The 25,928-nt window shown below is 66.1% G+C and carries 19 protein-coding genes; 13 read left to right on the top strand and 6 right to left on the bottom strand.

Annotated elements, in window-relative coordinates:
• Positions 1–228: 228 nt before the first annotated feature.
• Together smc and zipA are read left to right on the top strand one after the other, a co-directional pair.
• Positions 229–3,732 (top strand): chromosome segregation protein SMC, encoded by a 3,504-nt coding sequence (gene smc / locus AC13GI_RS05305; RefSeq protein WP_482995724.1) that lies wholly within the window; start codon positions 229–231, stop codon positions 3,730–3,732.
• A gap of 46 nt (positions 3,733–3,778) precedes the next feature.
• On the top strand, positions 3,779–4,516 hold the full coding sequence (gene zipA / locus AC13GI_RS05300; protein ID WP_025876911.1) for a cell division protein ZipA: 738 nt from the start codon (positions 3,779–3,781) through the stop codon (positions 4,514–4,516).
• Positions 4,517–4,661: 145 nt separating this feature from the next.
• Here zipA and AC13GI_RS05295 read toward each other — a convergent pair whose 3' ends face one another.
• On the bottom strand, positions 4,662–5,786 hold the full coding sequence (locus tag AC13GI_RS05295; protein ID WP_482995723.1) for a pyridoxal phosphate-dependent aminotransferase: 1,125 nt from the start codon (positions 5,784–5,786) through the stop codon (positions 4,662–4,664).
• A 181-nt stretch (positions 5,787–5,967) separates the two neighbouring features.
• Between AC13GI_RS05295 and ligA the strand changes: the two genes are divergently transcribed.
• The 8 genes from ligA to AC13GI_RS05255 all read left to right on the top strand — a co-directional run bounded on the left by ligA (position 5,968) and on the right by AC13GI_RS05255 (position 19,065).
• The gene (gene ligA / locus AC13GI_RS05290) at positions 5,968–8,439 is read left to right on the top strand and encodes an NAD-dependent DNA ligase LigA (protein ID WP_482995809.1); all 2,472 of its coding nucleotides are present in this window, start codon (positions 5,968–5,970) and stop codon (positions 8,437–8,439) included.
• Positions 8,440–8,490: 51 nt separating this feature from the next.
• Positions 8,491–8,976: a GNAT family N-acetyltransferase gene (locus tag AC13GI_RS05285; protein WP_025876917.1), complete on the top strand. Its 486-nt coding sequence runs from the start codon at positions 8,491–8,493 to the stop codon at positions 8,974–8,976.
• Positions 8,973–9,929 (top strand): EF-P lysine aminoacylase EpmA, encoded by a 957-nt coding sequence (epmA, locus tag AC13GI_RS05280; RefSeq protein ID WP_375070080.1) that lies wholly within the window; start codon positions 8,973–8,975, stop codon positions 9,927–9,929. The genes AC13GI_RS05285 and epmA overlap by 4 nt, the downstream gene beginning before the upstream one ends.
• Before the next feature lie 137 nt (positions 9,930–10,066).
• Positions 10,067–10,801, top strand: a complete 735-nt coding sequence (locus AC13GI_RS05275) for a DUF3011 domain-containing protein (RefSeq protein ID WP_205406002.1) — start codon at positions 10,067–10,069, stop codon at positions 10,799–10,801.
• Positions 10,802–10,847: 46 nt separating this feature from the next.
• Positions 10,848–11,912, top strand: a complete 1,065-nt coding sequence (gene mtnA / locus AC13GI_RS05270) for an S-methyl-5-thioribose-1-phosphate isomerase (protein ID WP_132824752.1) — start codon at positions 10,848–10,850, stop codon at positions 11,910–11,912.
• Between the two features lie 258 nt (positions 11,913–12,170).
• Positions 12,171–14,885, top strand: a complete 2,715-nt coding sequence (gene gyrA, locus AC13GI_RS05265; RefSeq protein WP_482995722.1) for a DNA gyrase subunit A — start codon at positions 12,171–12,173, stop codon at positions 14,883–14,885.
• Positions 14,886–15,015: 130 nt separating this feature from the next.
• Entirely contained in the window at positions 15,016–17,547 is a 2,532-nt protein-coding gene (locus tag AC13GI_RS05260; protein WP_482995721.1) for a membrane-bound PQQ-dependent dehydrogenase, glucose/quinate/shikimate family, read from the top strand.
• An 87-nt stretch (positions 17,548–17,634) separates the two neighbouring features.
• Positions 17,635–19,065 (top strand): serine hydrolase domain-containing protein, encoded by a 1,431-nt coding sequence (locus AC13GI_RS05255; RefSeq protein WP_482995808.1) that lies wholly within the window; start codon positions 17,635–17,637, stop codon positions 19,063–19,065.
• A gap of 74 nt (positions 19,066–19,139) precedes the next feature.
• Here the strand turns inward: AC13GI_RS05255 and AC13GI_RS05250 are convergent, their stop codons facing one another.
• Positions 19,140–20,129: a zinc-dependent alcohol dehydrogenase family protein gene (locus AC13GI_RS05250; protein WP_482995720.1), complete on the bottom strand. Its 990-nt coding sequence runs from the start codon at positions 20,127–20,129 to the stop codon at positions 19,140–19,142.
• Positions 20,130–20,251: 122 nt separating this feature from the next.
• Between AC13GI_RS05250 and AC13GI_RS05245 the strand changes: the two genes are divergently transcribed.
• The 3 genes from AC13GI_RS05245 to AC13GI_RS05235 are packed head-to-tail and all read left to right on the top strand — an operon-like array spanning position 20,252 to position 22,141.
• Positions 20,252–21,160, top strand: coding sequence for a LysR family transcriptional regulator (locus tag AC13GI_RS05245; protein ID WP_482995719.1), 909 nt, complete (start codon positions 20,252–20,254; stop codon positions 21,158–21,160).
• On the top strand, positions 21,150–21,707 hold the full coding sequence (locus AC13GI_RS05240; protein ID WP_482995718.1) for a DUF4952 domain-containing protein: 558 nt from the start codon (positions 21,150–21,152) through the stop codon (positions 21,705–21,707). The genes AC13GI_RS05245 and AC13GI_RS05240 overlap by 11 nt, the downstream gene beginning before the upstream one ends.
• A 47-nt stretch (positions 21,708–21,754) precedes the next feature.
• On the top strand, positions 21,755–22,141 hold the full coding sequence (locus tag AC13GI_RS05235; protein ID WP_482995717.1) for an energy transducer TonB: 387 nt from the start codon (positions 21,755–21,757) through the stop codon (positions 22,139–22,141).
• Positions 22,142–22,145: 4 nt separating this feature from the next.
• Here the strand turns inward: AC13GI_RS05235 and AC13GI_RS05230 are convergent, their stop codons facing one another.
• The 4 genes from AC13GI_RS05230 to AC13GI_RS05215 form a co-directional block, all read right to left on the bottom strand.
• A complete protein-coding gene (locus tag AC13GI_RS05230; RefSeq protein ID WP_099820749.1) occupies positions 22,146–22,538 on the bottom strand; it encodes a DUF3037 domain-containing protein in 393 nt (130 codons plus the stop codon).
• Positions 22,516–23,292 (bottom strand): HipA family kinase, encoded by a 777-nt coding sequence (locus tag AC13GI_RS05225; protein WP_251475461.1) that lies wholly within the window; start codon positions 23,290–23,292, stop codon positions 22,516–22,518. Before AC13GI_RS05225 ends, AC13GI_RS05230 begins: the two co-directional genes overlap by 23 nt.
• 64 nt (positions 23,293–23,356) lie before the next feature.
• A complete protein-coding gene (locus tag AC13GI_RS05220) occupies positions 23,357–24,790 on the bottom strand; it encodes an XVIPCD domain-containing protein (protein WP_482995716.1) in 1,434 nt (477 codons plus the stop codon).
• Positions 24,791–24,803: 13 nt separating this feature from the next.
• A complete protein-coding gene (locus AC13GI_RS05215; protein ID WP_482995715.1) occupies positions 24,804–25,310 on the bottom strand; it encodes a hypothetical protein in 507 nt (168 codons plus the stop codon).
• Positions 25,311–25,928 lie beyond the last annotated feature (618 nt).

Below are 25,928 nucleotides of genomic sequence, written 5' to 3'. Positions count from 1 at the left end.
TTGCCAGGGTAGTCCGTCGCGCCGGGCGTAAAGCGACATCGGGGTCCCCTCCAGGGGCTTTCCCCGCCCGTCATCCCGCCCGTGGAACATTCGCCCCGCTATACTCATTCCATTGCGTCACCCTTGGCCTTGTTGAATTCTTTTGAAATCAAGGGCTTGAGGTGCTGGCTGACCTGACATCCACTATGGTGGCGGCCGTAAGGCCCTTGCCCGGAACCCAATCACGCCATGCGTCTTTCCACGATCAAGCTGTCCGGCTTCAAGTCCTTCGTCGATCCGACCACCCTGCACCTGCCGACCAACATGACCGGCGTGGTGGGCCCCAATGGCTGCGGCAAGTCGAACATCATCGACGCCGTGCGCTGGGTCATGGGCGAAAGCTCGGCCAGCCGCCTGCGTGGTGACTCGCTTACCGACGTGATCTTCTCCGGTTCCAATGCCCGCAAGCCGGTTTCGCAGGCCACCGTCGAGCTGATCTTCGACAATTCGGATCACACGATTTCCGGCGAGTACGCCTCGTTCAACGAGATCTCGGTCAAGCGCACCGTCAGTCGCGACGGCAGCAGCAACTACTACCTCAACGGCACCAAGTGCCGCCGCCGCGACATCACCGACCTGTTCCTCGGCACCGGCCTGGGCCCGCGCAGCTACTCGATCATCGAGCAGGGCATGATCAGCCAGATCATCGAGGCGCGCCCGGAAGACCTGCGCGTGTACCTGGAAGAGGCCGCCGGCATCTCCAAGTACAAGGAGCGCCGCAAGGAAACCGAGACGCGCATCCGCCACACCCGCGAGAACCTGGACCGCCTGGGCGATCTGCGCGAGGAAATCACCAAGCAGCTCGAACACCTCAAGCGGCAGGCGAAACAGGCCGAGCAGTACCAGGCGCTGCAGGAAGAGCGCCGGGTCAAGGACGCCGAGTGGAAGGCGTTGGAGTACCGCGGACTGGACGGTCGCCTGTCCAAGCTGCGCGAAGGGTTGTCGCAGGAAGAAACCAAGCTTCAGCAGCTGATTGCCGACCAGCGTGACGCAGAGGCGCGGATCGAGACCTCGCGTGTGCGCCGCGAGGAGGCTGCAGACGCGCTCAATGCCGCGCAGGCCGAGGTCTACCAGGTGGGCAGCACGCTGGCCCGTCTCGAACAGCAGATCCAGCACCAGCGCGAACTGTCGCAGCGCCTGCACAAGGCGCGCGATGAAACCCGCCAGGCACTGGCCGAACTGGGCCAGCACATCAGTGGTGACGAAGCCAAGCTGATGGTGCTGCGCGAAGCGGTCGATGCGGCCACCCCGCAGCTGGAAGCGCTGCAGGAAGAGAACGAGATCAAGCAGGAAGGCCTGCGCGAGGCGGAAGCGCGGTTGTCCGATTGGCAGCAGCGTTGGGAGCAGCACACGTCGCAGAGCTCGGAAGCCTCGCGCGCCGGCGAGGTCGAGCGCACCCGCGTGGACTACCTGGACAAGCAGATCCTTGACGCCGATCGTCGCCGCGAAGCGCTGGCGGCCGAGCGCGCAGGCCTTGACGTGGATGCGCTGGATGAAGTCTTCGAACAACTGCATCTGCAGCACGACACGCAGAAGACCGCGCTGGATGAGCTGACCGAACAGGTCGAGGAGCGCAAGCACGGTGTCGCCGCCGTGCAGGAGCAGCAGCGCAGCGGCCAGAACGAACTGGCCGAACTGCGCAAGCAGGTCAATGGTCTGCGCGGGCGCCTGTCCTCGCTGGAAACCCTGCAGCAGGCCGCACTCGGCCAGGAGCAGGGCGCGGCGGTGGCCTGGCTGAAGTCGCGTGGCCTGGATTCGGCCGCACGCGTGGGCGAGCGCCTGGATGTCGATGCCGGTTGGGAAAACGCGGTGGAAAGCGCCCTCGGCCAATTGATCGAAGGCGTTCTGGTCGATGACCCCGCCAGCCTGGTCGACGCGCTGGGCGAGCTGGGCGAAGGCCGCATCGCGCTGGTCGCCAATGACGGCGCGGACCTGAAGGTCGCGCCGACCTCGCTGGCGGCACGCGTGCGCGGCCCGGCGCCGATCCGTCGCCTGCTTGCGCGACTGCACGGCGCGCGCGACCTCGCCGAAGCCAACGCGCTGCAGGCCAGCCTGCCTGAGGGCGATTCCATCATCACCCAGGGCGGCGAGCGTCTGGGCGAGGGCTGGGTGCGCGTATCGCGCTCCGGCGCCGCCAAGCAGGGCGCGTTGCTGCGCGAACGCGAAATCAACGAGCTGCGCGAGCAGATCGAGCAGCTGCAGTCGCGCGAAGCCGAACTGGAAGAACAGCTGGCCGGTTTCCGTGAGCACCTGCTGGCCGCCGAACAGCAGCGCGAGGATGCGCAGCGGGCGCTGTACCTGGCGCACCGCGCGGTGTCCGAACTGGCCGGCCAGCTGCAGGGCCAGCAGGGCAAGGTCGAGGCGGCACGTACGCGCATCGACCGCATCGAAGGCGAGCTCAGCCAGTTGCTGGAGACCCTGGACATCAATCGCGAACAGGCGCGGGAAGCGCGTTCGCGGCTGGAGAATGCGGTCAACAGCATGGGCGACCTGGAGTCGAACCGGCAGGGCCTGGAGGGCGAACGCCGTCAGTTGACCGAGGCGCGTGATCTGGCCCGCGACGCCGCCCGCGTGGTACGCGAGCGTTCGCACGCGTTGGCCCTGACCCTGGAATCGCAGCGCGCCCAGGTGGCCTCGTTGAGCCAGGCGCTGGAACGCATGAGTACCCAGCGTAGCCAGCTGGATTCGCGCCTGGGCGAACTGCATTCGCAGCTGGACGAAGGCGATACACCGGTCGAGTCGCTGCAGGCAGAGCACCAGAACGCCTTGGAAGAGCGTGTGCGTGCCGATCGCGTGCTGACCGAGGCGCGCACGCTGCTGGACGGCATCGACGCCGAGCTGCGCAATTACGAGCAGACCCGCCACCAGCGCGACGAGCAGGCGTTGTCCCAGCGCGAGCGCATTTCGCAGCGCAAGCTGGACCAGCAGGCATTGGTGCTCAGTGCCGAAACCCTGCAGGGCGCAGTGGAGAAGGCCGGTTTCGTACTGCAGGATGTGATCAACACGCTGCCCGAAGACGCGCGCCTGGGCGACTGGGAACAAGCCGTGCACCAGATCGATGGCCGCATGCGCCGGCTGGAGCCGGTCAACCTGGCCGCGATCCACGAATATGGCGAAGCCTCCCAGCGCTCGGAGTATCTGGACGCCCAGCACGTGGATCTGACCACGGCGCTGGAGACCCTGGAAGATGCGATCCGCAAGATCGACCGCGAGACCCGCGGCCGTTTCAAGGACACCTTCGACCGTGTCAACGCTGGTGTGCAGGCGCTGTATCCGCGCCTGTTCGGTGGCGGCCACGCCTACCTGGAGCTGACCGGCGAAGACCTTCTCGATACCGGCGTGACCATCATGGCGCGCCCCCCGGGCAAGCGCGTGTCGAGCATCTCGCTGCTGTCCGGCGGCGAAAAGGCGATGACCGCCGTGGCGCTGGTGTTTGCGATCTTCCAGCTCAACCCGGCACCGTTCTGCCTGCTGGACGAGGTGGACGCGCCGCTGGATGAAGCCAACGTCGGCCGCCTGGCCAACATGGTCAAGGAAATGAGCGAGAAGGTGCAGTTCCTGTTCGTCAGCCACAACAAGGCCACGATGGAAGCGGCGCACCAGTTGTCGGGCGTGACGATGCGCGAGCCGGGTGTCAGCCGCCTGGTCAGCGTGGACCTGGAAGAAGCCGCGCGATTGGCGGGCGCGGCCTGACGTGCCATCCTAGTTACCTGAATGAACTAGCCGGAGAACCTAACGAATGTCCGACACGGCACTGTTGCGCATCGGCATCCTGGCCGCCGGCCTGCTGTTGGTCGCTGCGATCTTCCTGTTTGGCCGCCCGAAAAAGAAGCCCCAGGGCCGTCGCCTCGATAGCGCCGAACCGACCAGCGGCGAGCGTCGCGAGCCGGTGCTGGGCGAGGATGGCGTGCCTGTGGCCGGCGACCGCGTCGAGCCGGGCATGGGCGAGACGGTCGAGCAGGCCGAACTGGGGCTGCCCGATGTCGATGGCGCGGCCAGCGACCTGGGCAAGCGCGCGACGCAGGATTTCGACAAGATCGTTTCGCTGTTCGTGGCCGCCCGCGCCGGTGAGCAGCTGCGCGGCGAAGACATCGTCGTGGCAGCGGAGAAGACCGGCCTGGTGTTTGGCCACATGAATGTCTTCCACCGGCTGGTGGAGGGGCATCCCGAGCGAGGCCCGATTTTCTCGATGGCCAGCATCATGAAGCCGGGCAGCTTCGACATGGGCAACATCCGCGCCATGGAAACCCCGGCCATCGCCTTCTTCCTGACCCTGCCGGCACCGCTGACCGCGCTGGACGCCTGGGAGAAGATGCTGCCGACCGTGCAGCGCATGGCTGAACTGCTCGATGGCGTGGTGCTGGATGACAGCCGCAACGCGCTCGGCCGCCAGCGCATCGCCCACATCCGTGATGAGCTGCGCGCCTATGACCGCCAGCACCAGGCGCCGCCGCTGACCAAGACCCCGCGCTGGTAAGCGCGGCAGGTCCTGGCGTGCCGACCAACGGTCGGCACCCACGTAGATCCACGCCATGCGTGGATGGGGGCACTCAGGTTCTGCCAGTAGTAGATCCACGCCATGCGTGGATGGGGCGAACCAAGGTTCGCCCCCACCAACCGGGTCAGGCCGGTACGCCCGCCACCTTCGCGAACGCGCTGCGGAAGCGCACCATCTCTTCCTCGGTGCCCACGGTCACGCGCACGCGCTGCGGCCAGATCGGCCAGCTGCGGCCGATCACCACGCCGTTGTCCGCCATGGCTTTGGCGAAGGCCGCGCCGTCACGTTGCACATCCACCACGAAGCAGTTCGCTTCCGTCGGCAGGCAGTGGAAGCCACGCTTGCCCAGCCAGGCGATGGTGGTCTGCCGGACCTTGGCATTCTGCAGGCGTCGCTGCGGAACCAGCTGCGGGTCACGCAGGCTGGCCAGTGCCGCCGCAAGCGCAGGCACCGGCAGCGGGTTCTCGCCCAGGCTGGCCAGCTCGCGCAGGTGCTCGGGATGTGCTGCCGCCACGCCAAGACGCAGGCCGGCCATGCCGTACAGCTTGGAGAAGGTGCGCAGCACGATCAGGTCATCGCGCCGGGCCACCTGCGCAATCAGACTGGGCTGTTCGCTGTACTGCAGGTAGGCCTCGTCCAGCAGCACGCGGGTGCCGACCGGCTTGTTGGCCAGCAGCCAAGCCAGTTCGTCGGGGGGACTGATCGAGCCGGTGGGGTTGTTGGGATTGCACACGTACAGCAGGCCAGTCGGTCGCGCGTGCGCGGCGGCCACCATCGCGCGCAGGTCGTGCGCACCATCGCTGCGCAGCGGCACCTTCTGCACATGCGCGCCGCGCGCGGCTGCCATCTCACCCAATGTCTCGAAGGTCGGGTCGGCCACCACCAGGCCCGCCTGCGGGCCGGTCCACATCGTCGCCGCGCGGTTCAGCGGCTCGCTGGAGCCCGGATACAGGCGCACGTGGTCGGCGGGAACGCCGGCCTGGGCGATGAAGGCATCGCGCACCTCACCGGCCAAGGCGAAGCGGTAACGCCCGCAGCTGGCGATGCTGTCGCGCGCCGCCTGCTGTGCGGCGGGCGAGGGGCCATACGGGCACTCGTTGAAATTCAGCAGTACCGCGCCTTCATTGGCGGTTGGCGGGGCCACAGTTGCTGGCTGTGCCAGGGCGGGCCGAGGCAGGCCGCTGCTGGCAAGAGCGAGACCGGCGCCGGCCAGTTGCAGGAAGTGGCGGCGGGAGGCGGGCAGGGTCACAGGCGCGGTTCCTGAAGGGCTATCGACGCACGCTAGCGCTGGCAATGATTACCGGCAAGCGGTTGTCCAGAGTCGAGCCGCGCACGCCTGCTGTTCGCCGCCCGTTGAGCCTGGCTCGACGCCGCAGACAGGGCCTGACGCGCAGGCGCGGTAGAATTCCCGGCCATCCCAGAACCCGCGGATTCCGATGAGCCCCAGCCCCGCCGAACGTGCCGAAGACCTGCGCCGGCAGATCGCCCAGGCCAACCGCGCCTATCACGAGCTGGATGCGCCGGAGATCCCCGACGTCGACTACGACCGTCTGGTGCGTGAGCTGGAGGCGCTGGAGCGCGAGCATCCCGATCTTGCCCGTGCCGACAGCCCGACCCAGCAGGTGGGCGCCCGGCCGTCGGGACGCTTCGCAGAAGTCACCCATGCCGTGCCGATGCTGTCGCTGTCCAATGCCTTCAGCGATGAGGAAGTCGCCGACTTCGTGCGCCGCATCGATGAGCGTCTGCGCCGCGGCACCCTGCGTTTTTCCGCCGAACCGAAGATGGACGGCCTGGCGATCAGCCTGCGTTACGAGGACGGCCATTTCGTGCTGGGCGCCACCCGTGGCGATGGCAGCACCGGCGAGGACGTGACCGCCAATCTGCGCGAGATCGGCGACATCCCCAAGCGCCTGAAAGGCAAGGACTTGCCGGATGTGCTGGAAGTGCGTGGCGAGGTCTACATGGCCCGCGCCGACTTCGAGGCCTACAACGAACGTGCGCGCCTGCACGGTGGCAAGGTGCTGGCCAATCCGCGCAATGCCGCTGCCGGTTCGCTGCGCCAGCTCGACCCGAAGATCAGCGCGCAGCGGAGGCTCAGCTTCTTCACCTACGGTACCGGAGAAGTACAGGGCGGTGAGTTGCCCGATACGCATTCGGGCACGCTGGCACAGCTGCGCGAATGGGGCTTCCCGGTCAGCGACCTGTGCAAGGTGGTGGAAGGCAGCGACGGCCTGTTGGCGTACTACAGGGACATCGGCAAGCGTCGCGACAGCCTGGCATTCGATATCGATGGTGTGGTCTACAAGCTCGATGATCGCGCCGGCCAGCAGACCATGGGCTTCGTTTCGCGTGCACCGCGCTGGGCCATCGCGCACAAGTTCCCGGCGCAGGAACAGAGCACTACCCTGGAAGCCATCGAAATCCAGATCGGCCGCACCGGTGCTGCCACGCCGGTGGCACGTCTTGCGCCGGTAGCGGTGGCTGGAGTGATCGTCTCCAACGCCACCCTGCACAACGCTGACCAGATCGCACGGCTGGACGTGCGCGTGGGCGACAGCGTGATCGTGCGACGTGCCGGCGATGTGATCCCGGAAGTGGTCAGCGTCATCCTCGATCGCCGCCCTGCGGGCACTACGCCCTGGCAGATGCCGACCAGCTGCCCGGTATGCGGCTCGGAGATCGTGCGCGAGGAAGGCGCTGCTGCCTGGCGCTGCTCGGGCGAGCTGTCCTGCCCGGCACAGCGCAAGGAAGCCATCGCCCATTTCGCCTCCCGACGTGCGATGGATATCGACGGCCTTGGCGACAAGTACATCGAAACCCTGGTGGACGCCGGCATCGTCAAGAGCGTGGCCGATCTGTACCGCCTCAGCCGTGACCAGCTGCTGCACCTGAAGCTGGTGCTGGATGCTGAAGACCCATCGGCACTGGCGGCCAGTCTGAAACTACACCTGCCAGCCGAAGGCAGCGGCGCGGTGCTCAACGCCGTGTTGAAGCTGGATGGCAACGATGCCGGATGGCGCGCACAGGCACTGGCGCAGCCGGCCGCCTTCGAATGGAATACGAAGAAGATCGCCACCAAGTGGGCCGACAACCTGATTGCTGCGATCGACGCCAGCCGTGATGCGACGCTGGAGCGACTGCTGTTCGCGCTGGGCATCGAGCATGTTGGCGAGAGCACCGCCAAGGCACTGGCGCAGTGGTTTGGCGATCTGGCGTTGATCCGCCGTCTGCCGTGGCCGCTGTTCAAGCGTGTGCCGGACATCGGCGGCGAGGTGGCGCGCTCGCTGGGCCACTTCTTCGAACAGGAGGGCAACCAGCAGGCCATCGATGCACTGCTGCAGGTGGGGCAGGTACGCATCAGTGACGTGCATCCGCCGAGCGCAAAGCTGCGCGAAGGTCTTGACCTGGCGCAACTGCTGGTTGAAGCAGAGATTCCCGGCATCACCCGCCTGCGCGCCGAGAAGCTGGTCGCCGCACTGCCCAGCGCGCAGTCGGTGTTGGACGCCGAGCACGGCCAGTTCGTCAACGCCGGCCTGCCCGATGACACCGCGCGCGGCGTCGCCGACTGGCTGGACAGCGAGGGCCATGGCGCGATGCTGCTGGCAGCCGAAGTGGAGATGAAGCACATCCTGGCCAGCGCACCGGCCTTGGCCGAAGTGGTGGCCGGCCCGCTGGACGGGCAGACGGTGGTGCTCACCGGCACGCTGGCCCAGCTCAATCGCGATACCGCCAAGGAGCGCCTGGAGGCGCTGGGCGCCAAGGTGTCCGGCAGCGTGTCGAAGAAGACCAGTTTCGTGGTGGCCGGCACCGAGGCGGGTTCCAAGCTGGACAAGGCGCAAGCGCTGGGCGTTCCGGTGTGGGATGAAGAGCGACTGCTGGCCTACTTCGCCGAACACGAATGATGAATCGGCCGGGTGCGCAGGCGCCCGGCACGCAACCGCAAAGGAACACTGATGCAGACCGCTCCTCTGGATTTCCGCCTGGCCACCCGTGCCGACGAGGAACTGCTGATCGCGCTGATGCGCGATTTCTACGCCGAAGACAAGATCGAATTCGACGATGCGCGCGTGCGCCGTGGTGTCGATGCGCTGCTGGCCGATCCGCGCAACGGCGAAGTGCTGCTGTGGCTGGACGAGGCCGCAGCTGTCGTTGGCTATGCGGTGATCGCGATGGGCTTCAGCCTGGAGCAGGGCGGCCATTTCATGCTGCTGGACGAGCTCTATCTCAGCCATCGCGCGCGAGGTCGTGGCCGTGGCAAGCGGGCACTGGCCATCTGCGAACAGCGCGCGCGGGGGCGCGGGGTCAGCCGGCTGCGGCTGGAGGTCAACCATCACAACGAACTGGCGCGTCGCCTGTACCTGGCCAGCGGCTACATCGACGACACCCGCGATCTGCTGACCCTGCCGCTGGACCATCCGCGCCCGGAGGGCATCCTGTGAGCGAGGCGCTGCTGCGCAGCCTGCAACAGCGCGCCACCCTCAATGCGCTGGTGCGGCGCTTCTTCGCCGAGCGCGGCGTGCTGGAAGTGGAAACGCCGATCCTGTCGGTGGCGGGCAACACCGAGCCGAACATCGACAGCTTCCACACCGATTTCAGCGGCCACGTCGATGCGGGCGGTCGCCGCCGCTGGCTGCGCACCTCGCCGGAGTTCCCGCTCAAGCGACTGCTCGCTGCCGGCGTGGGTGACTGCTATGAACTGGGCCGGGTGTTCCGCAATGGCGAAGCGGGCGGCCGCCACAATCCCGAGTTCACCATGCTGGAGTGGTATCGGGTTGGCTGGGACCACCATCGGCTGCTGCAGGAAACCGCAGAACTGGTGGGGCAGGCGCTGGCGCTGGTGGGGCGCAGCGCGACGTTGCGTGTGCTGAGCTATCGCGAACTGTTCCAGCAGCACGCAGGCGTGGACCCGTTCGATGCCGATGAGGCAGCGCTGCGCGCTGCGCTGGGTGAGGTGCACATCGATCCGGTGGGCCTGACCCGCGATGACTGGCTGGATCTGTTGATGACCCACCGTATCCAACCGCATTTCGATGACGCGGTCATGACCGTCGTCCACGACTGGCCCGCCAGCCAGGCGGCACTGGCGCGCATCCGTGCCGGCACACCGCCGTTGGCCGAGCGTTTCGAGCTGTACCTGGGCGCGGTGGAACTGGCCAACGGTTATCACGAACTGAACGATGCGGCTGAACAACGCGCGCGTTTCCAGCATGACCTGCAGCGCCGCCACGCGCGCGGACAGGTACAGCCCGCATTGGATGAAGCGTTGCTGCATGCACTGCCTTTGATGCCCGACTGTGCCGGCGTTGCCGTTGGCATTGATCGCCTGTTGATGGCGATGCACCGTACACCGCGCATTGCAGATGTACTTGCATTCGATTTCGCCCACGCATGACCCGACGATTTTCCATGGACCTGGCAGGCTGAACGAAAACGCGCTTTGTCGCGCTTGATTCAGCAAGCACGATGATGCTCTTATCACAGCCGATACCGCACACTTGCGTCGTGGTTCATCCATTCATGGGGAAGGCTTTGGTCAAGTGGTTCGCGGTCGTAGCGGCACCGATGTACTCCGTGGCGATATGGGGTGGCCTGCTTCCGTCGACCGCATCGGCGCAGTCGCTTGGCTATGACAGCGAAGTGGTGACCTGTGAATCCCGCGACATGGGCTGGGTGCACTGCGATATCGATGTCAGCAACGGCGTCGACCTGATCCGCCAGTTGTCCAGCAACAGCTGCATCCGTGGCAGCGAGTGGGGCACCGACCGCAGTGGCGTGTGGGTGACCCTGGGCTGCCGTGCCGAGTTCCGCGCGCGCCCGGCCGAGACGGATGCAGCGGCGCCGTCGACCGAGGGTCGCAAGCGTCTGGTGCGGCGGGTGGTGCGCTGTGAGTCCAACGGTCGCCCGCAGAGTTGCCCGGTGCGCCTGGATGGTGCGCCGGTGCGGTTGCTGCGCCAGCTGTCGGTGCTGCCGTGCCGGGAAGGGCAGGGCTGGGGCTACAAGCGCAATGAGGTATGGACCACCCGCGGTTGCCAGGGTGACTTCGAGGTGGCCGACGAGCAGGGCCGTTTCGTCGACATGCCGCGCCGGCTGACCTGCGAATCCAAGTCCAAGAAGCGCCGGTTCTGTGGCGCCAGCATCTCCACCAGCGCCACCATCTCCAACCAGCTTTCCAGCACCCCGTGCGAGGAAGGCAGCACCTGGGGCTGGAACCGCAACGGCATCTGGGTCGACGGCGGCTGCCGCGCCGAATTCTCGGTGAACTGAATCCCGACGGGTCCCTCCGCGCGTGGCGTGGCCCTACAATGGGCCCATGAACACTGCCACCGACCTCGACTACGCCCGCTACGACCACATCCGCCCGATCCTGTGGACCGGCGATGCCCTGCAACTCCTTGACCAGCGCAAGCTGCCGTTCGTGGTCGAGCATGTGGCCTGCCATGACAGCGATGAGGTGGCCGCCGCCATCCACGCCCTGACCGTGCGCGGTGCGCCGGCCATCGGCATCGCCGCCGCCTGGGGTGTGGTGCTGGCCGCACGTGATGTGCAGGCCGCCGACGGCGCGCATGCCCTGCAGCAGCTGGAGCCGGCGCTGCAGCGGCTGAACGCCTCACGCCCGACTGCGGTGAACCTGGCCTGGGCGCTGGCACGCATGCGACGTTGCCTGGGTGCCGCCGGTGCCGACTGGAAGGCGCTGCTGGAGGCCGAGGCACAGGCCATCGCCGAAGAAGACCTGGCGGCCAACCGCCATATGGGCGCGCTCGGTGCGGGCCTGATCGAGGCCGGCAGCGGCGTGTTGACCCATTGCAATACCGGTTCGCTGGCCACCGCCGGCTTCGGTACGGCGCTGGGCGTGATCCGCGCCGGCATGGCCCAGGACCGCATTGCCCGGGTGTTTGCCGGCGAGACCCGGCCGTGGCTGCAGGGTGCGCGCCTGACCGTGTGGGAGCTGCAGCAGGACGGCATTGACGCGACGCTGATCGCCGACTCGGCCGCCTCCCACCTGATGAAGACCGGTGCCGTGCAGTGGGTGATCGTGGGCGCCGACCGGATCTGTGCCAACGGCGATACCGCCAACAAGATCGGCACCTACCAGCTGGCCATCGCGGCCCGCCACCACGGGGTGAAGTTCATGGTCGTGGCACCGTCCTCGACGGTGGACATGGATACCGTGGACGGCAGCCAGATCGAGATCGAGCAGCGTGATCCGGGCGAACTGTACGGCGTGGGCGGCACCCGCACCGTGGCCGAGGGCATCGCTGCCTGGAACCCGGTGTTCGATGTCACCCCGGGCGAGCTGATCGATGCCATCGTGACCGAGCGGGGGGTGATCCTGAACCCGACCGCGGAGAACATGCGCGCCGCCTTCGGCGGCTGACGCGGGCGCGGTCGAGCATGTCTGTAGAGCCGAGCCCATGCTCGGCTCAGCCGGGGAATCCACCGCAGCCGGGCATGGGCTCGGCTCTACAGGGGCTGCTGAACCCCCTAAGTTCCTGATTTGTGCCGGTAAAATCACCGTAAAAGCAGGCGGAAAACGGCCCCGTGTGGTAGAATCCAGCGGTTGAATCGAGGTTCCGGCACGACCGCCCCCGGGTGGATGCGCCGGACTGGACCGCTACCAGACAACGGAACCCGAATGGCAGAAACCGCCAAGGAAATCATCCAGGTCAACCTGGAAGACGAGATGCGCAAGAGCTACCTCGATTACGCCATGAGCGTGATCGTGGGGCGCGCGCTGCCAGATGCGCGCGATGGCCTCAAGCCGGTGCATCGTCGTGTGCTGTTTGCGATGAATGAACTCAACGCGCACAGCAACAAGCCCTACTTCAAGTCGGCACGTATCGTCGGTGACGTCATCGGTAAGTACCACCCGCATGGCGATCAGTCGGTGTACGACACGCTGGTGCGTCTGGCACAGCCGTTCTCGCTGCGTTACATGCTGGTCGATGGCCAGGGTAACTTCGGTTCGGTCGACGGCGACTCCGCCGCGGCGATGCGATACACCGAGGCGCGCATGTCGCGGCTCGCGCATGAGCTGATGGCGGACATCGACAAAGAAACCGTCGATTTCCAGCCGAACTACGACGAAAAGGAACTGGAGCCGACGGTCATGCCGACCCGGTTCCCGAACCTGCTGGTCAATGGTTCGGCCGGTATCGCGGTGGGCATGGCGACCAACATTCCGCCGCACAACCTCACCGAATCGATCAATGCCTGCATCGCGCTGATCGACAATCCGGAAATCGATATCGACGGCCTGATGGAGTTCATCCCGGGCCCGGATTTCCCGACCGCAGGCATCATCAACGGCACCGCCGGCATCATCGCCGGCTACCGCACCGGCCGTGGCCGCGTGCGCATCCGTGCCAAGGCCGATGTCGAAGTGGCCGACAACGGCCGCGAATCGATCATCGTCACTGAAATTCCTTACCAGGTGAACAAGGCGCGTCTGATCGAGAAGATCGCCGAGCTGGTCAAGGAAAAGAAGATCGAAGGCATCAGCGAGCTGCGCGATGAGTCCGACAAGGACGGCATGCGCATCTACATCGAAATCAAGCGCGGCGAGTCGGCCGAGGTTGTGCTCAACAACCTCTACCAGCAGACCCAGATGGAGTCGGTGTTCGGCATCAACATGGTGGCGCTGGTCGACGGCCGCCCGCAGTTGATGAACCTCAAGCAGATGCTGGAGGCCTTCGTCCGCCACCGTCGCGAAGTGGTCACCCGCCGCACCGTGTTCGAGCTGCGCAAGGCGCGCGCCCGTGCCCACGTGCTGGAAGGCCTGACCGTTGCGCTGGCCAACATCGACGAGATGATCGAACTGATCAAGACCTCGCCGAACCCGGGTGAAGCACGCGAGCGCATGCTTGCGCGCCTGTGGGAGCCGGGCCTGGTGGGTTCGATGCTCGGCGCCGCCGGTGCCGAAGCCTCGCGTCCCGATGACCTGCCCAAGGGTGTGGGCCTGATCGAAGGCGGCTACCAGCTGACCGAGATCCAGGCGACCCAGATCCTGGAAATGCGCCTGCACCGCCTGACCGGGCTGGAGCAGGACCGCCTGACCGAGGAATACAAGCAGCTGCTGGAAGTGATCGCCGGGCTGATCCACATCCTGGAAGATCCCGACCGCCTGCTGCAGGTGATCCGCGAAGAGCTGATCAACGTGCGTGCCGAGTTCGGTGACGAGCGCCGTACCGAGATCCGCCACAGCGAAGAAGATCTGGACATCCTCGACCTGATCGCCCCGGAAGACGTGGTGGTCACCGTCTCCCACGCCGGCTACGTGAAGCGCCAACCGGTGAGCGTGTACCGCGCGCAGCGCCGTGGCGGCCGTGGCCGCAGCGCGGCGTCGACCAAGGAAGAGGATTTCATCGAACAGCTGTGGCTGGTCAACACGCACGACACGCTGTTGACCTTCACCAGTTCGGGCAAGGTGTTCTGGCTGCCGGTGTACCAGCTGCCAGAAGCCGGTTCCAACGCCCGCGGTCGTCCGATCATCAACTGGATCCCGCTGGAGCCCGGCGAACGCGTGCAGGCCGTGTTGCCGGTGCGCGAGTACGCCGATGGCCAGTTCGTGTTCTTCGCCACCAAGAACGGTACGGTCAAGAAGACCCCGCTGGGCGAGTTCGCCTTCCGTCTGGCCCGCGGCAAGATCGCGATCAACCTTGACGAGGGCGATGCCCTGGTCGGCGTCGGCCTGACCGATGGCGAGCGCGACATCCTGCTGTTCGCCTCCAACGGCAAGACCGTGCGCTTCGGTGAAGACAAGGTCCGCTCGATGGGTCGTACCGCTACCGGCGTGCGTGGCATCAAGATGCCGGCCGGCGAGGAAGTGGTCAGCCTGATCGTGGCCGAGAGTGCTGGCGGCGTCGAGGATGAGAGCGAGGACGACAACGGTGTCGAGGAGGCCATCGCCACCGGCGACGCGGTGATCGAAGGTGCCGACGATGCCAACCTGCGGTACATCCTCACCGCCACCGAAAACGGCTACGGCAAGCGCACCCCGCTGCCGGACTACCCGCGCAAGGGTCGTGGCACGCAGGGCGTCATCGGCATCCAGACCACCGAGCGCAATGGCAAGCTGGTCGCCGCGGTGCTGATGGGGACCGATGATGAAGTCCTGCTGATCTCCGATGGCGGCACCCTGGTGCGTACGCGTGGCTCGGAAATCAGCCGCGTCGGCCGCAACACCCAGGGCGTGACCCTGATCCGCCTGTCCAAGGACGAGAAGCTGCAGGCGGTGGAGCGCATGGACGCCTCGATCGATGAGGACGAGGACGAGGTGGCCGCCGCCACCCCGGCCGCGACCGACGGCGCACCGGCTGCTGCCAGCAGCGAGGACGCCGCGCAGGAGTGATCCTGGCGCGATGCTGAGGTACCCGACGACGCCGGCCTTGTGCCGGCGTCGTCGTGTCTGCGCTCGAAAATACGCACGCACTTCACGGTGACGGTGGCATAAGGGCGCATGCTGCCCCCGGAGATCGTCGATGTCCGCCCCGCCGCAGTCCGCTTCCGTCGCCACGCCCAGCTCCCGCCACCCGCTCATCACCGTCCTGGCCTTGTTGCTGATCGTGCTCGGCCTGGTCATCGGCGGGCTCGGTGGCTGGCTGGCCAGCCTCGGGGGCTCCTGGTACTACGCCATCGCCGGCCTCGGCCTGCTGGTCTGCGGCATCCTGCTGTGGGGCAATCGCCGTAGCGGTGCGCTGCTGTATGCACTGGTCTTCCTCGGCAGCCTGCTGTGGACCTGGTGGGAATCGGGCAGCGAGTACTGGCGCTGGGTGCCACGGCTGGGCCTGGTGACGGTGCTCGGCATCATCTTGGCGTTGCTGGCGCCGACCCTGCAGGCGCCGGTATCCAGGCGCCTGTCGCGCAGCGTGGCGGCCGTGCTGATGCTGGTGTTCGTGGCCGCCTTCGGCCTCGCGTTCGCGCCACATGGCATGGTCGACGGGCACCAGCCGTTCCCGGAGCCGGCGGTCAGCGCCGGGCTCGATCCGACCCGTGACACCACCGGTCTGCAGCCGGCCGACCAGCCGGCGGAGGGCGACTGGCCGGCCTGGGGGCGCAGCAATGCTGCCACCCGCTATTCGCCGCTGCAGCAGATCACCCCTGAAAATGTAGGCACCCTGCAGCTGGCGTGGCAGTTCCGCACCGGCGACCGGCCCAAGAAGCGCTGGGGTGCGGAAACCACGCCACTGAAGATCGGTGATCGGGTGTACCTGTGCACCGCACGCAATCAACTGATCGCCCTCGATGCCGGCAGCGGCAAGGAGCTATGGCGGTTCGATCCGAAGGTGAAGGATGCCTCGATCCCGTACACGGCCGCCTGCCGTGGCGTGTCCTATTACGAACAGCCCAGTGCGCCGACCCTCGCCGATGCCGTACTGGCTGACGTGGCCGCCGATCTGGCGCTGCCCGCACCGCCGCCGACCCGTATCAGCCGGAGCGCGGCGCCCGGCAGCCGCGCAGCGTGCAGTGCACGCATCATCGAAGGCACCCTGGACGGCCGCCTGATCGCGGTGGACGCCGACAGCGGTCGCCCCTGTGCGAATTTCGGCAACAACGGTCAGGTCGACATCACCCTGGGCATGGGCGAGGTGCCTCCGGGTTACGTCTCGATCACATCGCCGCCCGCGATCGTCCGCGGTGTCATCGTCACCGGCCACCAGGTACTGGACGGCCAGCGCCGCGACGCGCCTTCCGGCGTCATCCAGGCCTACGATGCGATCAGCGGCAAGCTGCGCTGGGCGTGGGACATGGACCAGCCCGAGCGCAGCGGTTTGCCACCGCGTGAGCAGACCTATACGCGTGGCACACCGAACATGTGGACCACCGCGACCGGTGATGAAGCGCTGGGCCTGGTGTACCTGCCGATGGGCAATGCCGCGGGCGACTACTGGAGTGGCTCGCGCACGGAAAACCAGAACAGGTACGCGACCTCGCTGGTCGCCATCGATGTAGCCACCGGCAAGCCGGTCTGGCATTTCCAGGCGGTGCGCAAGGACGTCTGGGATTACGACCTGGGTTCGCAGGCCAGCCTGATCGACTACCCGACGGCATCCGGCAAGGTGCCGGCAATCCTGCTGCCCACCAAGCAGGGCGACATGTACATCCTCGACCGTCGCAACGGCCAGCTGCTGACTCCGGCCGAAGAGCGCAAGGTGCCGCAGGGCGGTGTAGAGCCCGAGCAGCGTGCCGCCACCCAGCTGTTCTCGCTGTACCACACGCTGCGGCGCGATGATGCGCTGACCGAGCGCGACATGTGGGGCATCACCCCCATCGACCAGCTGGTCTGCCGCATCCAGTTCCGCAAGGCACATTACGAGGGGTTCTACACGCCGCCGAGCAGCGATCACCATTCCATCGAATACCCCGGCTACAACGGTGGTTCGGACTGGGGCAGCGTGGCTATCGATACGCGGCGCGGCGTGATCGTGGCCAACTACAACGACATGCCCAACTACAACCGGCTGGTGCCGCGCGCCGAGGCCGACCGCAAGGGCTGGCTGCCGCGCGAGCAGGTCCGCGCTGATAGGGGCGGTGCCGAAGGGGCAGGGGATCCGCAGATGGGGACGCCCTATGGCATCGACGTCAATGCCGGTTGGCGGCTGCCGTTCACCGGCCTGTTGTGCAAGCAGCCACCCTATGGCGGCATCCGTGCGATCGACCTGCGCAGCGGCAAACTGCTGTGGGACCGGCCGTTCGGCAGCGCACGCGGCAACGGCCCGTTCGGCATCCGCTCCGGCCTGCCCATCGAAATCGGCACGCCGAACAATGGCGGTTCGGTGGTGACCGCCAGCGGCCTGATCTTCATCGCCGCAGCGACCGACGACCTGCTGCGAGCCATCGACCTGAAGACCGGCAAGGAGCTGTGGCATACCAAACTGCCGGCGGGCGGCCAGGCCAACCCGATGGTGTATGAGCAGGGCGGGCGGCAGTACGTGGTGATCATGGCCGGTGGGCACCATTTCATGGAGACGCCGGCGGGGGATTATGTGATGGCGTATGCGTTGCCGGAATAGCGTCGGCATCTGATGCCGGCTGCAGTGCAGCGACCTGCGCGGTTGTCGTCTAGGATGGGGCTACGCCCTGTCTGCGAAGGATCCGCCATGTCCGTGCGTCGTCGACGCTTCTGTGTCTTCCCACTGACCTTCGCCTTGCTGTTGGCGGTGTCATTCAGTGCTGGTGCGGCTGCAGTGCCAGTTGAATCAACCGGCTCACGCGCACAGGACGCCGTCGATGAATGGCTGTCCGCCTTCAATGCCAACAGTCTCCAGGCGTTGCAGGCGTTCGCCGACAGGTACGCAAAGAGGACCGGCAGCGGTCCGCAGGATTACCTGGAGTTCCGTGCGTCCAATGGGCCGATGAAGGTGCTCGAAGTACGCTCAAACACGCCTGAGAAGGCCGAAGTGCTGGTGCTGGGCGAAGACAGCGAACGGGCGATGCTGTTGACTGCGGAAATGGACCCTGCCGCGCCGCGCCACGTGAAGGTGTTCCAGTTGGAAGGCGTACCGACACCGCCGCAGTTCCAGCCTGTGCGCATGGAGCTGGCGGCACTCCTGGCCCAGAGTACCGCCCGGCTCAACGCCCTGCAGGCAAGCGATTCGCTGTCTGGCACCGTGCTGGTCGCGCACGATGGCAGGGTGCTGCTGCAGTGGCAGGGAGGGCTGGCCAACCGCGAGCAGCACGTGCCCGTCGATGCGCAGACGCAGTTCCGCCTTGCTTCGTCCAACAAGATGTTCACCGCAGTGGCCATCCTGCAACTGGCCGAAGCAGGTCGCCTGGCCCTGGATGACACCATCGGCAAGCGCCTGCCGGACTATCCGAACAAAACGGTGGCAGGCACGGTCACGATCCGGCAACTGCTCAGCCATACCGGCGGCCTCGGAGATTTCTTCGGTGATGATTTCGAGCACTACGCGGCGTCGCTGAAAACGCACAGCGACTATGTGAAGCGCTTCGCCAAGGATGCTCCGCAGTTTGCTGCAGGCAGCCAGGACGGGTATTCAAACTATGGTTTCGTCGTGCTCGGCCGGATCATCGAGGCGGTGTCCGGGCAGACGTACTACGACTATGTCAACGAGCATGTTCTGCGCGCGGCGAACATGACGGAAACCGGTTTTGAACCGGAATCGGTGGACGTTCCACATCGTGCAACCGGCTATACCCTAGTGAAAGGGCTGTGGGTGAGCGAAACCAAGTCCCTGCCATGGCGAGGGACTGCCGCCGGCGGCGGTTACAGCACCGCAGGCGACATGTTGAAGTTCGCCGAGGCCCTGCGTACCGGCAAGCTGGTCTCGCCGGTGTGGTTGCAGCAGGCCACCCGTCCACAGAACCACAAGGGCTGGTATGGCTACGGGTTCATGGTTCAGGGCGAGGGAAGGCAGCGCCAGTTCGGCCACGAGGGCGGGGCGCCCGGTTCGAACAGCGCCATTGTGGTGATGCCTGAGCAGGGATACGTACTGGTCGGCCTCGCCAACGTCGATCCGGATGCCGTGGGCAATGTGATCAACTACATCGCCCGCCGCGTGCCTCTGTAGCACACGGCGCTGGCAACAGCATTGACGACCCCTGCGGGTACATTCCCAACGCCACAGGGGTATCGCGCAACCGGTTAAACCGTCACCACCACCTTGCCGATCTGCTCGTTCGATTCCAGGTAACGGTGCGCGTCCTGGATCTGTGCGAACGTGAACACCTTGGCGATCAGCGGCGCCAGCACGCCCTTGTCCAGGCCATCGACGATGAACGCCTTCGCACGCGCCAGCGCCGCATCGTCGGACACGATTTCCGAGTACAGGTAGCCCTTCAGCGTCAGCGACTTGCCCAATACGTTGAACAGCGGGAACGGCGTCGGCTCGCTGCTCAGCGCGCCATATTCCAGCAGGATGCCGCCGCGTGCCATCGCCTCGGTGAGCGGCACGAACTGCGGGCCGCCGATGGGATCGAACACCACGCGTGCGCCAGCACCTGCGGTGATGCGGGCAACTTCGGCCACCAGGTCCTGCTCCTGGGTGGCGATGACATGGGCAGCACCGGCATCGAGCAGCGCCTGGCGCTTGCCCGGGCCACGGGTTACCGCGATCGGCGTTGCGCCCACCGCGTTGGCGATCTGGATGGCGGCCAGGCCAACGCTGCTTGACGCTGCAGTGATGATGACGAAATCGCCGGCGCCCAGCTTGGCCTGCTCCAGCAGCGCGCCCCAGGCGGTGACGTACTGCATCCACACCGCAGCGGCCTGCTCGAAGCCCAGCGACGGCGGATGCTTCACCACCAGTCGCGCCGGCACGTTGGCCAGCTCACCATAGGTGCCCCAGCGGGCGATATCCAGCGGCGGCACGACGCTGACAGCATCGCCGGCAGCGAAGCCGGTCACCGCGCTGCCTACGGCCTCAACCAGACCCGCCGCTTCATAGCCCAGGCGGCTCGGGAACTCCGCCTGCTGCAGATAGGCATCGTTGCGGAACATCACCTCGGCGCGGTTCAGGCCGATGGCCTTGACCCGGATCTGGATCTCATCGGCGGCAGGAGCGGGTACGTCGATATCGTCAACGCGCAGCACATCGGCGTCGCCATAGGCGTGGATGCGGACAACCTGGGTCATGGGGGTCTCCAAAGGGAACGCCGGCCGGTGGCCGGGCAGGGGGAACAGAGCGCTACTGTGCGCGTGGCCGGCGAACGATAGAAGGGGTAATCTGGCGTTTCATTGAAAAACAATAGTTTGCAATGGACCTGATCGTACCCCTGCGCAGCTTCGCCAAGGTGGCCGAGGTGGGCTCGTTCGCCGCCGCTGCCGAGGCACTGGACCTGTCGCCGCAACTGGTCGGCAAGCATGTGCAGACGCTGGAGCAGCATCTGGGCGTGCGCCTGCTCAACCGCACCACACGCAAGCAGAGCCTGACCGACTTCGGGCAGGCGTACCTGGCCCGCGCCCGGGTCATCCTGGAGGAAGTGGAGAGTGCCGAGCAGTTGGCCGAAATCGCGCGCGGTCGACCGATGGGCCGGCTGCGGATCAGTGCGCCGGTCACCTTCGGCGTGCACGCGCTGGGGCCGGCGGTGGTGGCCTACATGCAGCAGTATCCCGACGTGCAGGTGGATCTGAACCTGTCCAACAGCCTGGTCAACGTGGTTGAAGACGGCTACGACCTGGTGTTCCGCACCGGTGATCTCGCCGACAGCGGCCTGGTCGCGCGCCGTCTGGGGCCGTACCCGCTGGCCCTGTGCGCTGCCCCCGGCTATCTGGCCGCACGGCCACCGATCGTCCACCCGCAGGACCTGAGCCGGCACGAATGCCTGGGCTTCGCCCACTCGGTGATCCGTACGCGGTGGAGCTTCCATGACCCGCAGGGCGGCGTGTTGACCGTGCCGGTCTCCAGTCGCTTCATGGTCAACCAGGCCGAGCCGCTGCTGACCGCTGCGGTCGGTGGGCTGGGACTGATCCTGCAGCCATTCGAGATGATGTCCGCCGCTCTGGCCAGCGGCGACCTGGTGGAGGTGCTGCCTCGATTAGTGCCGGTGTCCACCTCGATCAACCTGCTGTATCCCCGCCATCGCCAGGTGACGCCGAAGCTGCGCAGCTTTCTGGATTTCTGCGTGGCGCGCTTCACCGAACAGAGCATGGCGCGTGAGCGTTGATCGAAGCGTGCGCAGCGGGTGGTGGCGTCGTTCGTTTACGATGGCGTCTTGCCCCATCTGCAGAGGATCTGCCATCACCCTGTTGCATCTTTTGCTGATCGGCAGCGTCGGCACTGCCGGCGCACGGACGCCCGCCGCTGCGATCGCGGAGTGGGAGTTGCACGGCCGCGCCGAAGGCCTGGCCCGGCCCGATACCGTCTGCCAGGATTTCCTGCAGGCGATGGGCCGAAAACCCGCCGAGCTGGAATACGTCGGTTGCACCCAGGACGACGCTTCCTACCTCCAGCCAATGGAAGCGCGGTATCGCGTCAGCGGCGCGTCGGCGGCGGGTGTTGAAGCCTATCTGCAGCAGACCTTCGGCATGCCGCCATTGACGTACGTCTGTTGTGGCTGGAGCAATGGCGCGCCCTATTTCTGGCGCCAGCAGCCGGGCAGCGTGAATTACCAGATCGGCATGGGCGTGGAATCGCTGCATCATCCGCGCGGGCAGTGGAGCGCGATTCCCTACTTCGCGGTGACCGTTGCTGTGAACCGGAAAAGCCCGTGATGGCGTACGCTTGGGCACTGACCACTGGCGTACAAGGAATGACAACCATGCCTCCCATGCTGCTCCGCGCTGCTGCCCTCGCGCTCACCCTGGTGATGAGTCCGATGGCCATCGCCGCGTCTCCCGAGCCGCTGCAGCTGCCGCAGGCCGAAGCGCTGACATACTGGAAGCCGGTGGAAGGTACCTTCCGCCCACGACTCAATGTCGATCCGGGGCGTGTGCAGTTCGCGGAAGAGGTGACGGTGGCCTATTCGGTCAACAAGCGCGGCCGGACGTACGACGTAAAGGTGGTGGATGCCAAGCCGTCGACGGCCTTCAGCGGCTGGGCATTGAATGCGGTCAAGGCGATGCGCTTCACGGCCGCGGACAGCAACACCGAGCGCACCCCGATCCGCAGCGAAATGACCGCGCGCTGGAGTGGCAACGGCAAGTAACGCGCTAGGTCGGGACCCGTACCATCTTCGCCATCAGGTGTTCGACCACGCCGGCCGGGTCCGCCGTGCGGCCCACATGTGTGCTGGACATCTGCACCACCGAGCTGCGCTTGGCGGTCAGGAAATGGAAGCGCGCGCGCGCGGGCAGCTGCGCGATCGGGCCGGCGTCGGCATCGCCCCGGCAGATCGCCACGATGGCATCCAGCCACGGCTGCAGCGCTTCAATATCCAGCGCCGGCGCGAAGGCCTGCAGGCGCGCAGCGTCGACCTCGATCGCCGCTTCCAGGTGACGTGCGCCCGGGCAGGACACGATCACGCCGACGTTGATGAACTCCTCGCGTTCCACCCGCGGTACCACGCGGATGACCGCATAGTCATACGTGTGCAGCGTGGGCACGGATGGCCTCCTGCACGAACACCGCACGCACCTTCAGGCGATGCTTCAGGTAGTTGATGTAGCCCTGCCGGTAAGCCTGGGGGCTGTCGAAGGCTGGCTCATCGACCAGCCAGCTGTCCGGCACCAGGCCGACGATGCGCTCGATTTCCGCATCCGGCAGGCGCGCGGCCAGTTCGGCATCCACCTCGGCGATACGGCTGGCGAACGACAGCAGCACGTGGTCGCGGATCAGCACGAAGGGCTTCTCGCAGGCATCGCCGGCGTTGGCCCAGTCGTGATGGAAGTACATCGCCGCACCGTGGTCGATCAGATACAGCTTGCGGTGCCAGACCATCAGATTCGGATTGCGCGTGGTGCGGTCGACGTTGCTGGTGAACGCATCGAACCAGACGATGCGCGAGGCCAGCTCGGCGTCCACCGGCATCGCCGCCGGGTCGTAGTTGATCGCGCCGGGCAGGTAATCCAGGCCCAGGTTCAGGCCTTCGCTGGCGCGGATCAGGTCCTGGATCTCCGGGTCAGGCTCGGTGCGGGCGAACTCGCTGTCCAGCTCCACGAACAGGATCTCCGGAATCGGCAGGCCCACCGCGCGCGCCATCTCGCCCGCGATCAACTCGGCAATCAGCGCCTTCGGCCCTTGGCCGGCACCACGGAACTTGAGCACCGCCATACCGTCGTCGTCGGTCTCGACCACGGCGGGCAATGAGCCACCTTCCCGCAAGGGGGTGATGTAGCGGAGGGCATGGACGGTACGCATGTGCGCATTCTAGCGTGGCCCACGCGTGGGTTGCGCCGGGCGATGCCCGGCGCCGCCCGTGTCCTCAATGCGACAGCGCGCTGCGCTGCTGCTCCTGCACCTGCTGGCGCGTCTGTTCCTGCGAGGCGTGGTCGGCCTGACGCTGGTTGACGAGGGCGAGGCTGTCCAGGCTTTCCTGCACCGGCCGCTGCGCGGCTTCAGCGGTAGCTGCCGATGCGCGCAGTGACGCAGGATCATCCAGCGCGCCCTTCACCACGAACACGTTCTGTGCCGCGGCGACATCTCCCGCCTGGCGGCTGAGCACCACATGATCCACGCGGTCCAGGCCGTTCTCGCGGGCCAGCACCAGCAGGCTTGCGCTCAGGCGTTCACTGGAGGCGTCGAAGCTGCGGCCGTTGGCGGCATCCAGCTCTGCCACCTTGCCGCGGATCTGGTCGTGCAGGGCACGGTCGTTGCCGCCCGCCAGCGACGCAGCGTGGGCCTCGACCGAGGGAGTGGCGGTCGCCTGCGCGGTGATGGGCACGTGGGCGTAGGTACCCTCGGTGTGGTCGAAATAATGCAGCGTGGACGGCGAAGTGCTGGTATCGAAGTAGGGCTGTCGTGGCGGCGTGCCCTCGCCCAGATACAGGCCGTTCTGTTCCAGCAGGCTTTCCTGCAGGCCCAGCTGTGCCATGTTCACCGACATCCTGCTGATGCCATCGGGTGATGGGTTCCTGGCCTCTTCCTCGCAGGCGCGGCTGATGGCAGAGGCAGCGTAGAAATTCTGGTAGTCAGAATTGCCATTGGGCCCCAGCCCGGACGACACGCCTTCGTCGTAGTAGTGCTTGCCCATGCCCTCGATATTGGCAGCGGTGGCGGTCATGCTCAGGTCTGCGTTGAGCGTCAGGTCCGGATGCGCGGCGTAGGTCATCGGCGGCCCGGGCTGCACGCGCACGAACTCGTTTGCACGGGTACTTGCGTTGTATACATCCTCCAGCGTGGCGTCCGGGTTGGCGGTCTTGACCATGCCGACCAGTGCATTCCAGCCCTCGATGTTCGCCGATGCCTCGTCGCGCCGGTTGGCTGCGAGCAGGGTGCCGATGGCCTGGGTGTAGTCGTGGGTCGAATCGCGCGCGGCAATGTCTGCAATATCGGATTCAAACTGCTCGTAGGCCCGTTCGGTCGCTGCATCATTGAGCCCATGCTGGATCTCATGGCCCAGGACGAAGGTCAGCTCTGCAGCATCGTGCTTGTCCGCGGCTGCCAGCGTGGACAGACTGGATGCCGGCAGGCGGATGGCCTTTGCGCCGCTGACGTACTCGCCGCCCACATTGCTGTCGGCGGGCAACAGCTCGAAGCGCTGCAGATGACCGGCGGTGATGGCCAAGTCGACCTGGGTTGCCAGCGCCGGAGAATTGGCAATGGCCTTGCGAAGGTTGTCGACCTGATCGGCCGTTACATCGGGTTTTCCTGCAAATTCGGTCAGCAGGCGTTCCGTATCCGCTGAAAGCGTAGGCATGGTGCGGTGCTCCTTACTGCACGGTCACAAGGCGGACGCAGGCATGCGCCGGCTTGCCAGACGGGGTTGCATCCTCAGCCATCGTGTCGACCTTGATGGTCAGATCCGGGCGATCGAAACGGTCATGGATGACCCGGCCGTGCTCGCCGCGGATGGTGTCGCGCTTGAAGCCCGCGGCCTGCAGACCCGAGGCGAACTGGTCGAAGTCGACCTGGCAGATCGCCGTTGCGTTGGCTTTGCGGTCGGCGGTGGTGTCGATGAAATTGAGATCGAGACGCGCATCGGCGGCGCCAGCCTTCTGGACCTCGAGGCCGTAGCTCCATTCCGGCGTCAGCGTGCCGCCATAGCCGAAATGCCCCGGGCCGAAACGCTGCGCGGGCGCCCGCATGGCCTGCGATACCCGTTCAAGGGTCAGTTCACGGGTGGAGGTGGTGTCCTTGATCAGATCCAGCAGGCGCAACAGCAGTTGGTCTGCGCTGAGCGCAGAAGGCGTTGCGGCGTCGGAGGCGGTCGATGCCATGGTAACGGGTCCTTGAGAAGTCGACGAACGATCAGTCGCGTGTGTGCAGGCGCAGAGCGAGGCCGAACATAGGGCGATTGCCCATGGCCGTGTGAATGCGTACCCAAACATAAGCGTTCCCTGCATGTTGAGCGCTGACCCTAGTTCGGGTCAGGTGAATCACAGGTTAAATGCAATTGACGATTGTTGGAACCGGGGCAGGGCGCTTCGGGCTCGGATGTTTGCTGCAAGCGGAGTTGCCCGGCCCGGATGTCATGGGATTTTCTTCACTTCGCCATTCCGTGAGCGGTGGCAGCATCCAACCGTGTAGACGATCAAGCGCAGTCGTAGCCTTGCGTAGCAGGCATCCCTGCCGCTTTCCCGTGACCGAAACGCACCAGCTCGTTTTCCGCACATTGCGCAGCGTTGAAGGTGGTCCTGCGAGGCCACTCCCCCGGCAAGGAGGCCCGCGATGCACTGTCTTGTTCACGCGTACCCCTACCGCATCAGCGACCGGCCTGTTGCCCAGGCCAAACGCGCTGGTGTCGGCGAACATGCTGAAACCGCTGCTGCGGTTCATGCAGCCTCAGACACAATTCTTCCGTGAGTTGAGCACCGAGGGTTGGCTCTGCATCGCGC

It is taken from the genome of Stenotrophomonas sp. 82F1 (assembly GCF_056861525.1).
The sequence above is the reverse complement of the archived record's forward strand: the minus strand, read 5'-3'. Positions and strand labels throughout refer to the sequence as shown.

Bases quoted from the DNA above. Each gene is read 5' to 3' on its own strand.
- mtnA (WP_132824752.1), top strand. From the start codon at position 10,848: ATGAACACTGCCACCGACCTCGACTACGCCCGCTACGACCACATCCGC.
- gyrA (WP_482995722.1), top strand. From the start codon at position 12,171: ATGGCAGAAACCGCCAAGGAAATCATCCAGGTCAACCTGGAAGACGAG.
- AC13GI_RS05255 (WP_482995808.1), top strand. From the start codon at position 17,635: ATGTCCGTGCGTCGTCGACGCTTCTGTGTCTTCCCACTGACCTTCGCC.
- AC13GI_RS05225 (WP_251475461.1), bottom strand. From the start codon at position 23,292: ATGCGTACCGTCCATGCCCTCCGCTACATCACCCCCTTGCGGGAAGGT.
- AC13GI_RS05215 (WP_482995715.1), bottom strand. From the start codon at position 25,310: ATGGCATCGACCGCCTCCGACGCCGCAACGCCTTCTGCGCTCAGCGCA.
- AC13GI_RS05285 (WP_025876917.1), top strand. From the start codon at position 8,491: ATGCAGACCGCTCCTCTGGATTTCCGCCTGGCCACCCGTGCCGACGAG.
- AC13GI_RS05220 (WP_482995716.1), bottom strand. From the start codon at position 24,790: ATGCCTACGCTTTCAGCGGATACGGAACGCCTGCTGACCGAATTTGCA.
- smc (WP_482995724.1), top strand. From the start codon at position 229: ATGCGTCTTTCCACGATCAAGCTGTCCGGCTTCAAGTCCTTCGTCGAT.
- AC13GI_RS05245 (WP_482995719.1), top strand. From the start codon at position 20,252: ATGGACCTGATCGTACCCCTGCGCAGCTTCGCCAAGGTGGCCGAGGTG.
- AC13GI_RS05250 (WP_482995720.1), bottom strand. From the start codon at position 20,129: ATGACCCAGGTTGTCCGCATCCACGCCTATGGCGACGCCGATGTGCTG.
- zipA (WP_025876911.1), top strand. From the start codon at position 3,779: ATGTCCGACACGGCACTGTTGCGCATCGGCATCCTGGCCGCCGGCCTG.
- AC13GI_RS05235 (WP_482995717.1), top strand. From the start codon at position 21,755: ATGCCTCCCATGCTGCTCCGCGCTGCTGCCCTCGCGCTCACCCTGGTG.
- AC13GI_RS05260 (WP_482995721.1), top strand. From the start codon at position 15,016: ATGTCCGCCCCGCCGCAGTCCGCTTCCGTCGCCACGCCCAGCTCCCGC.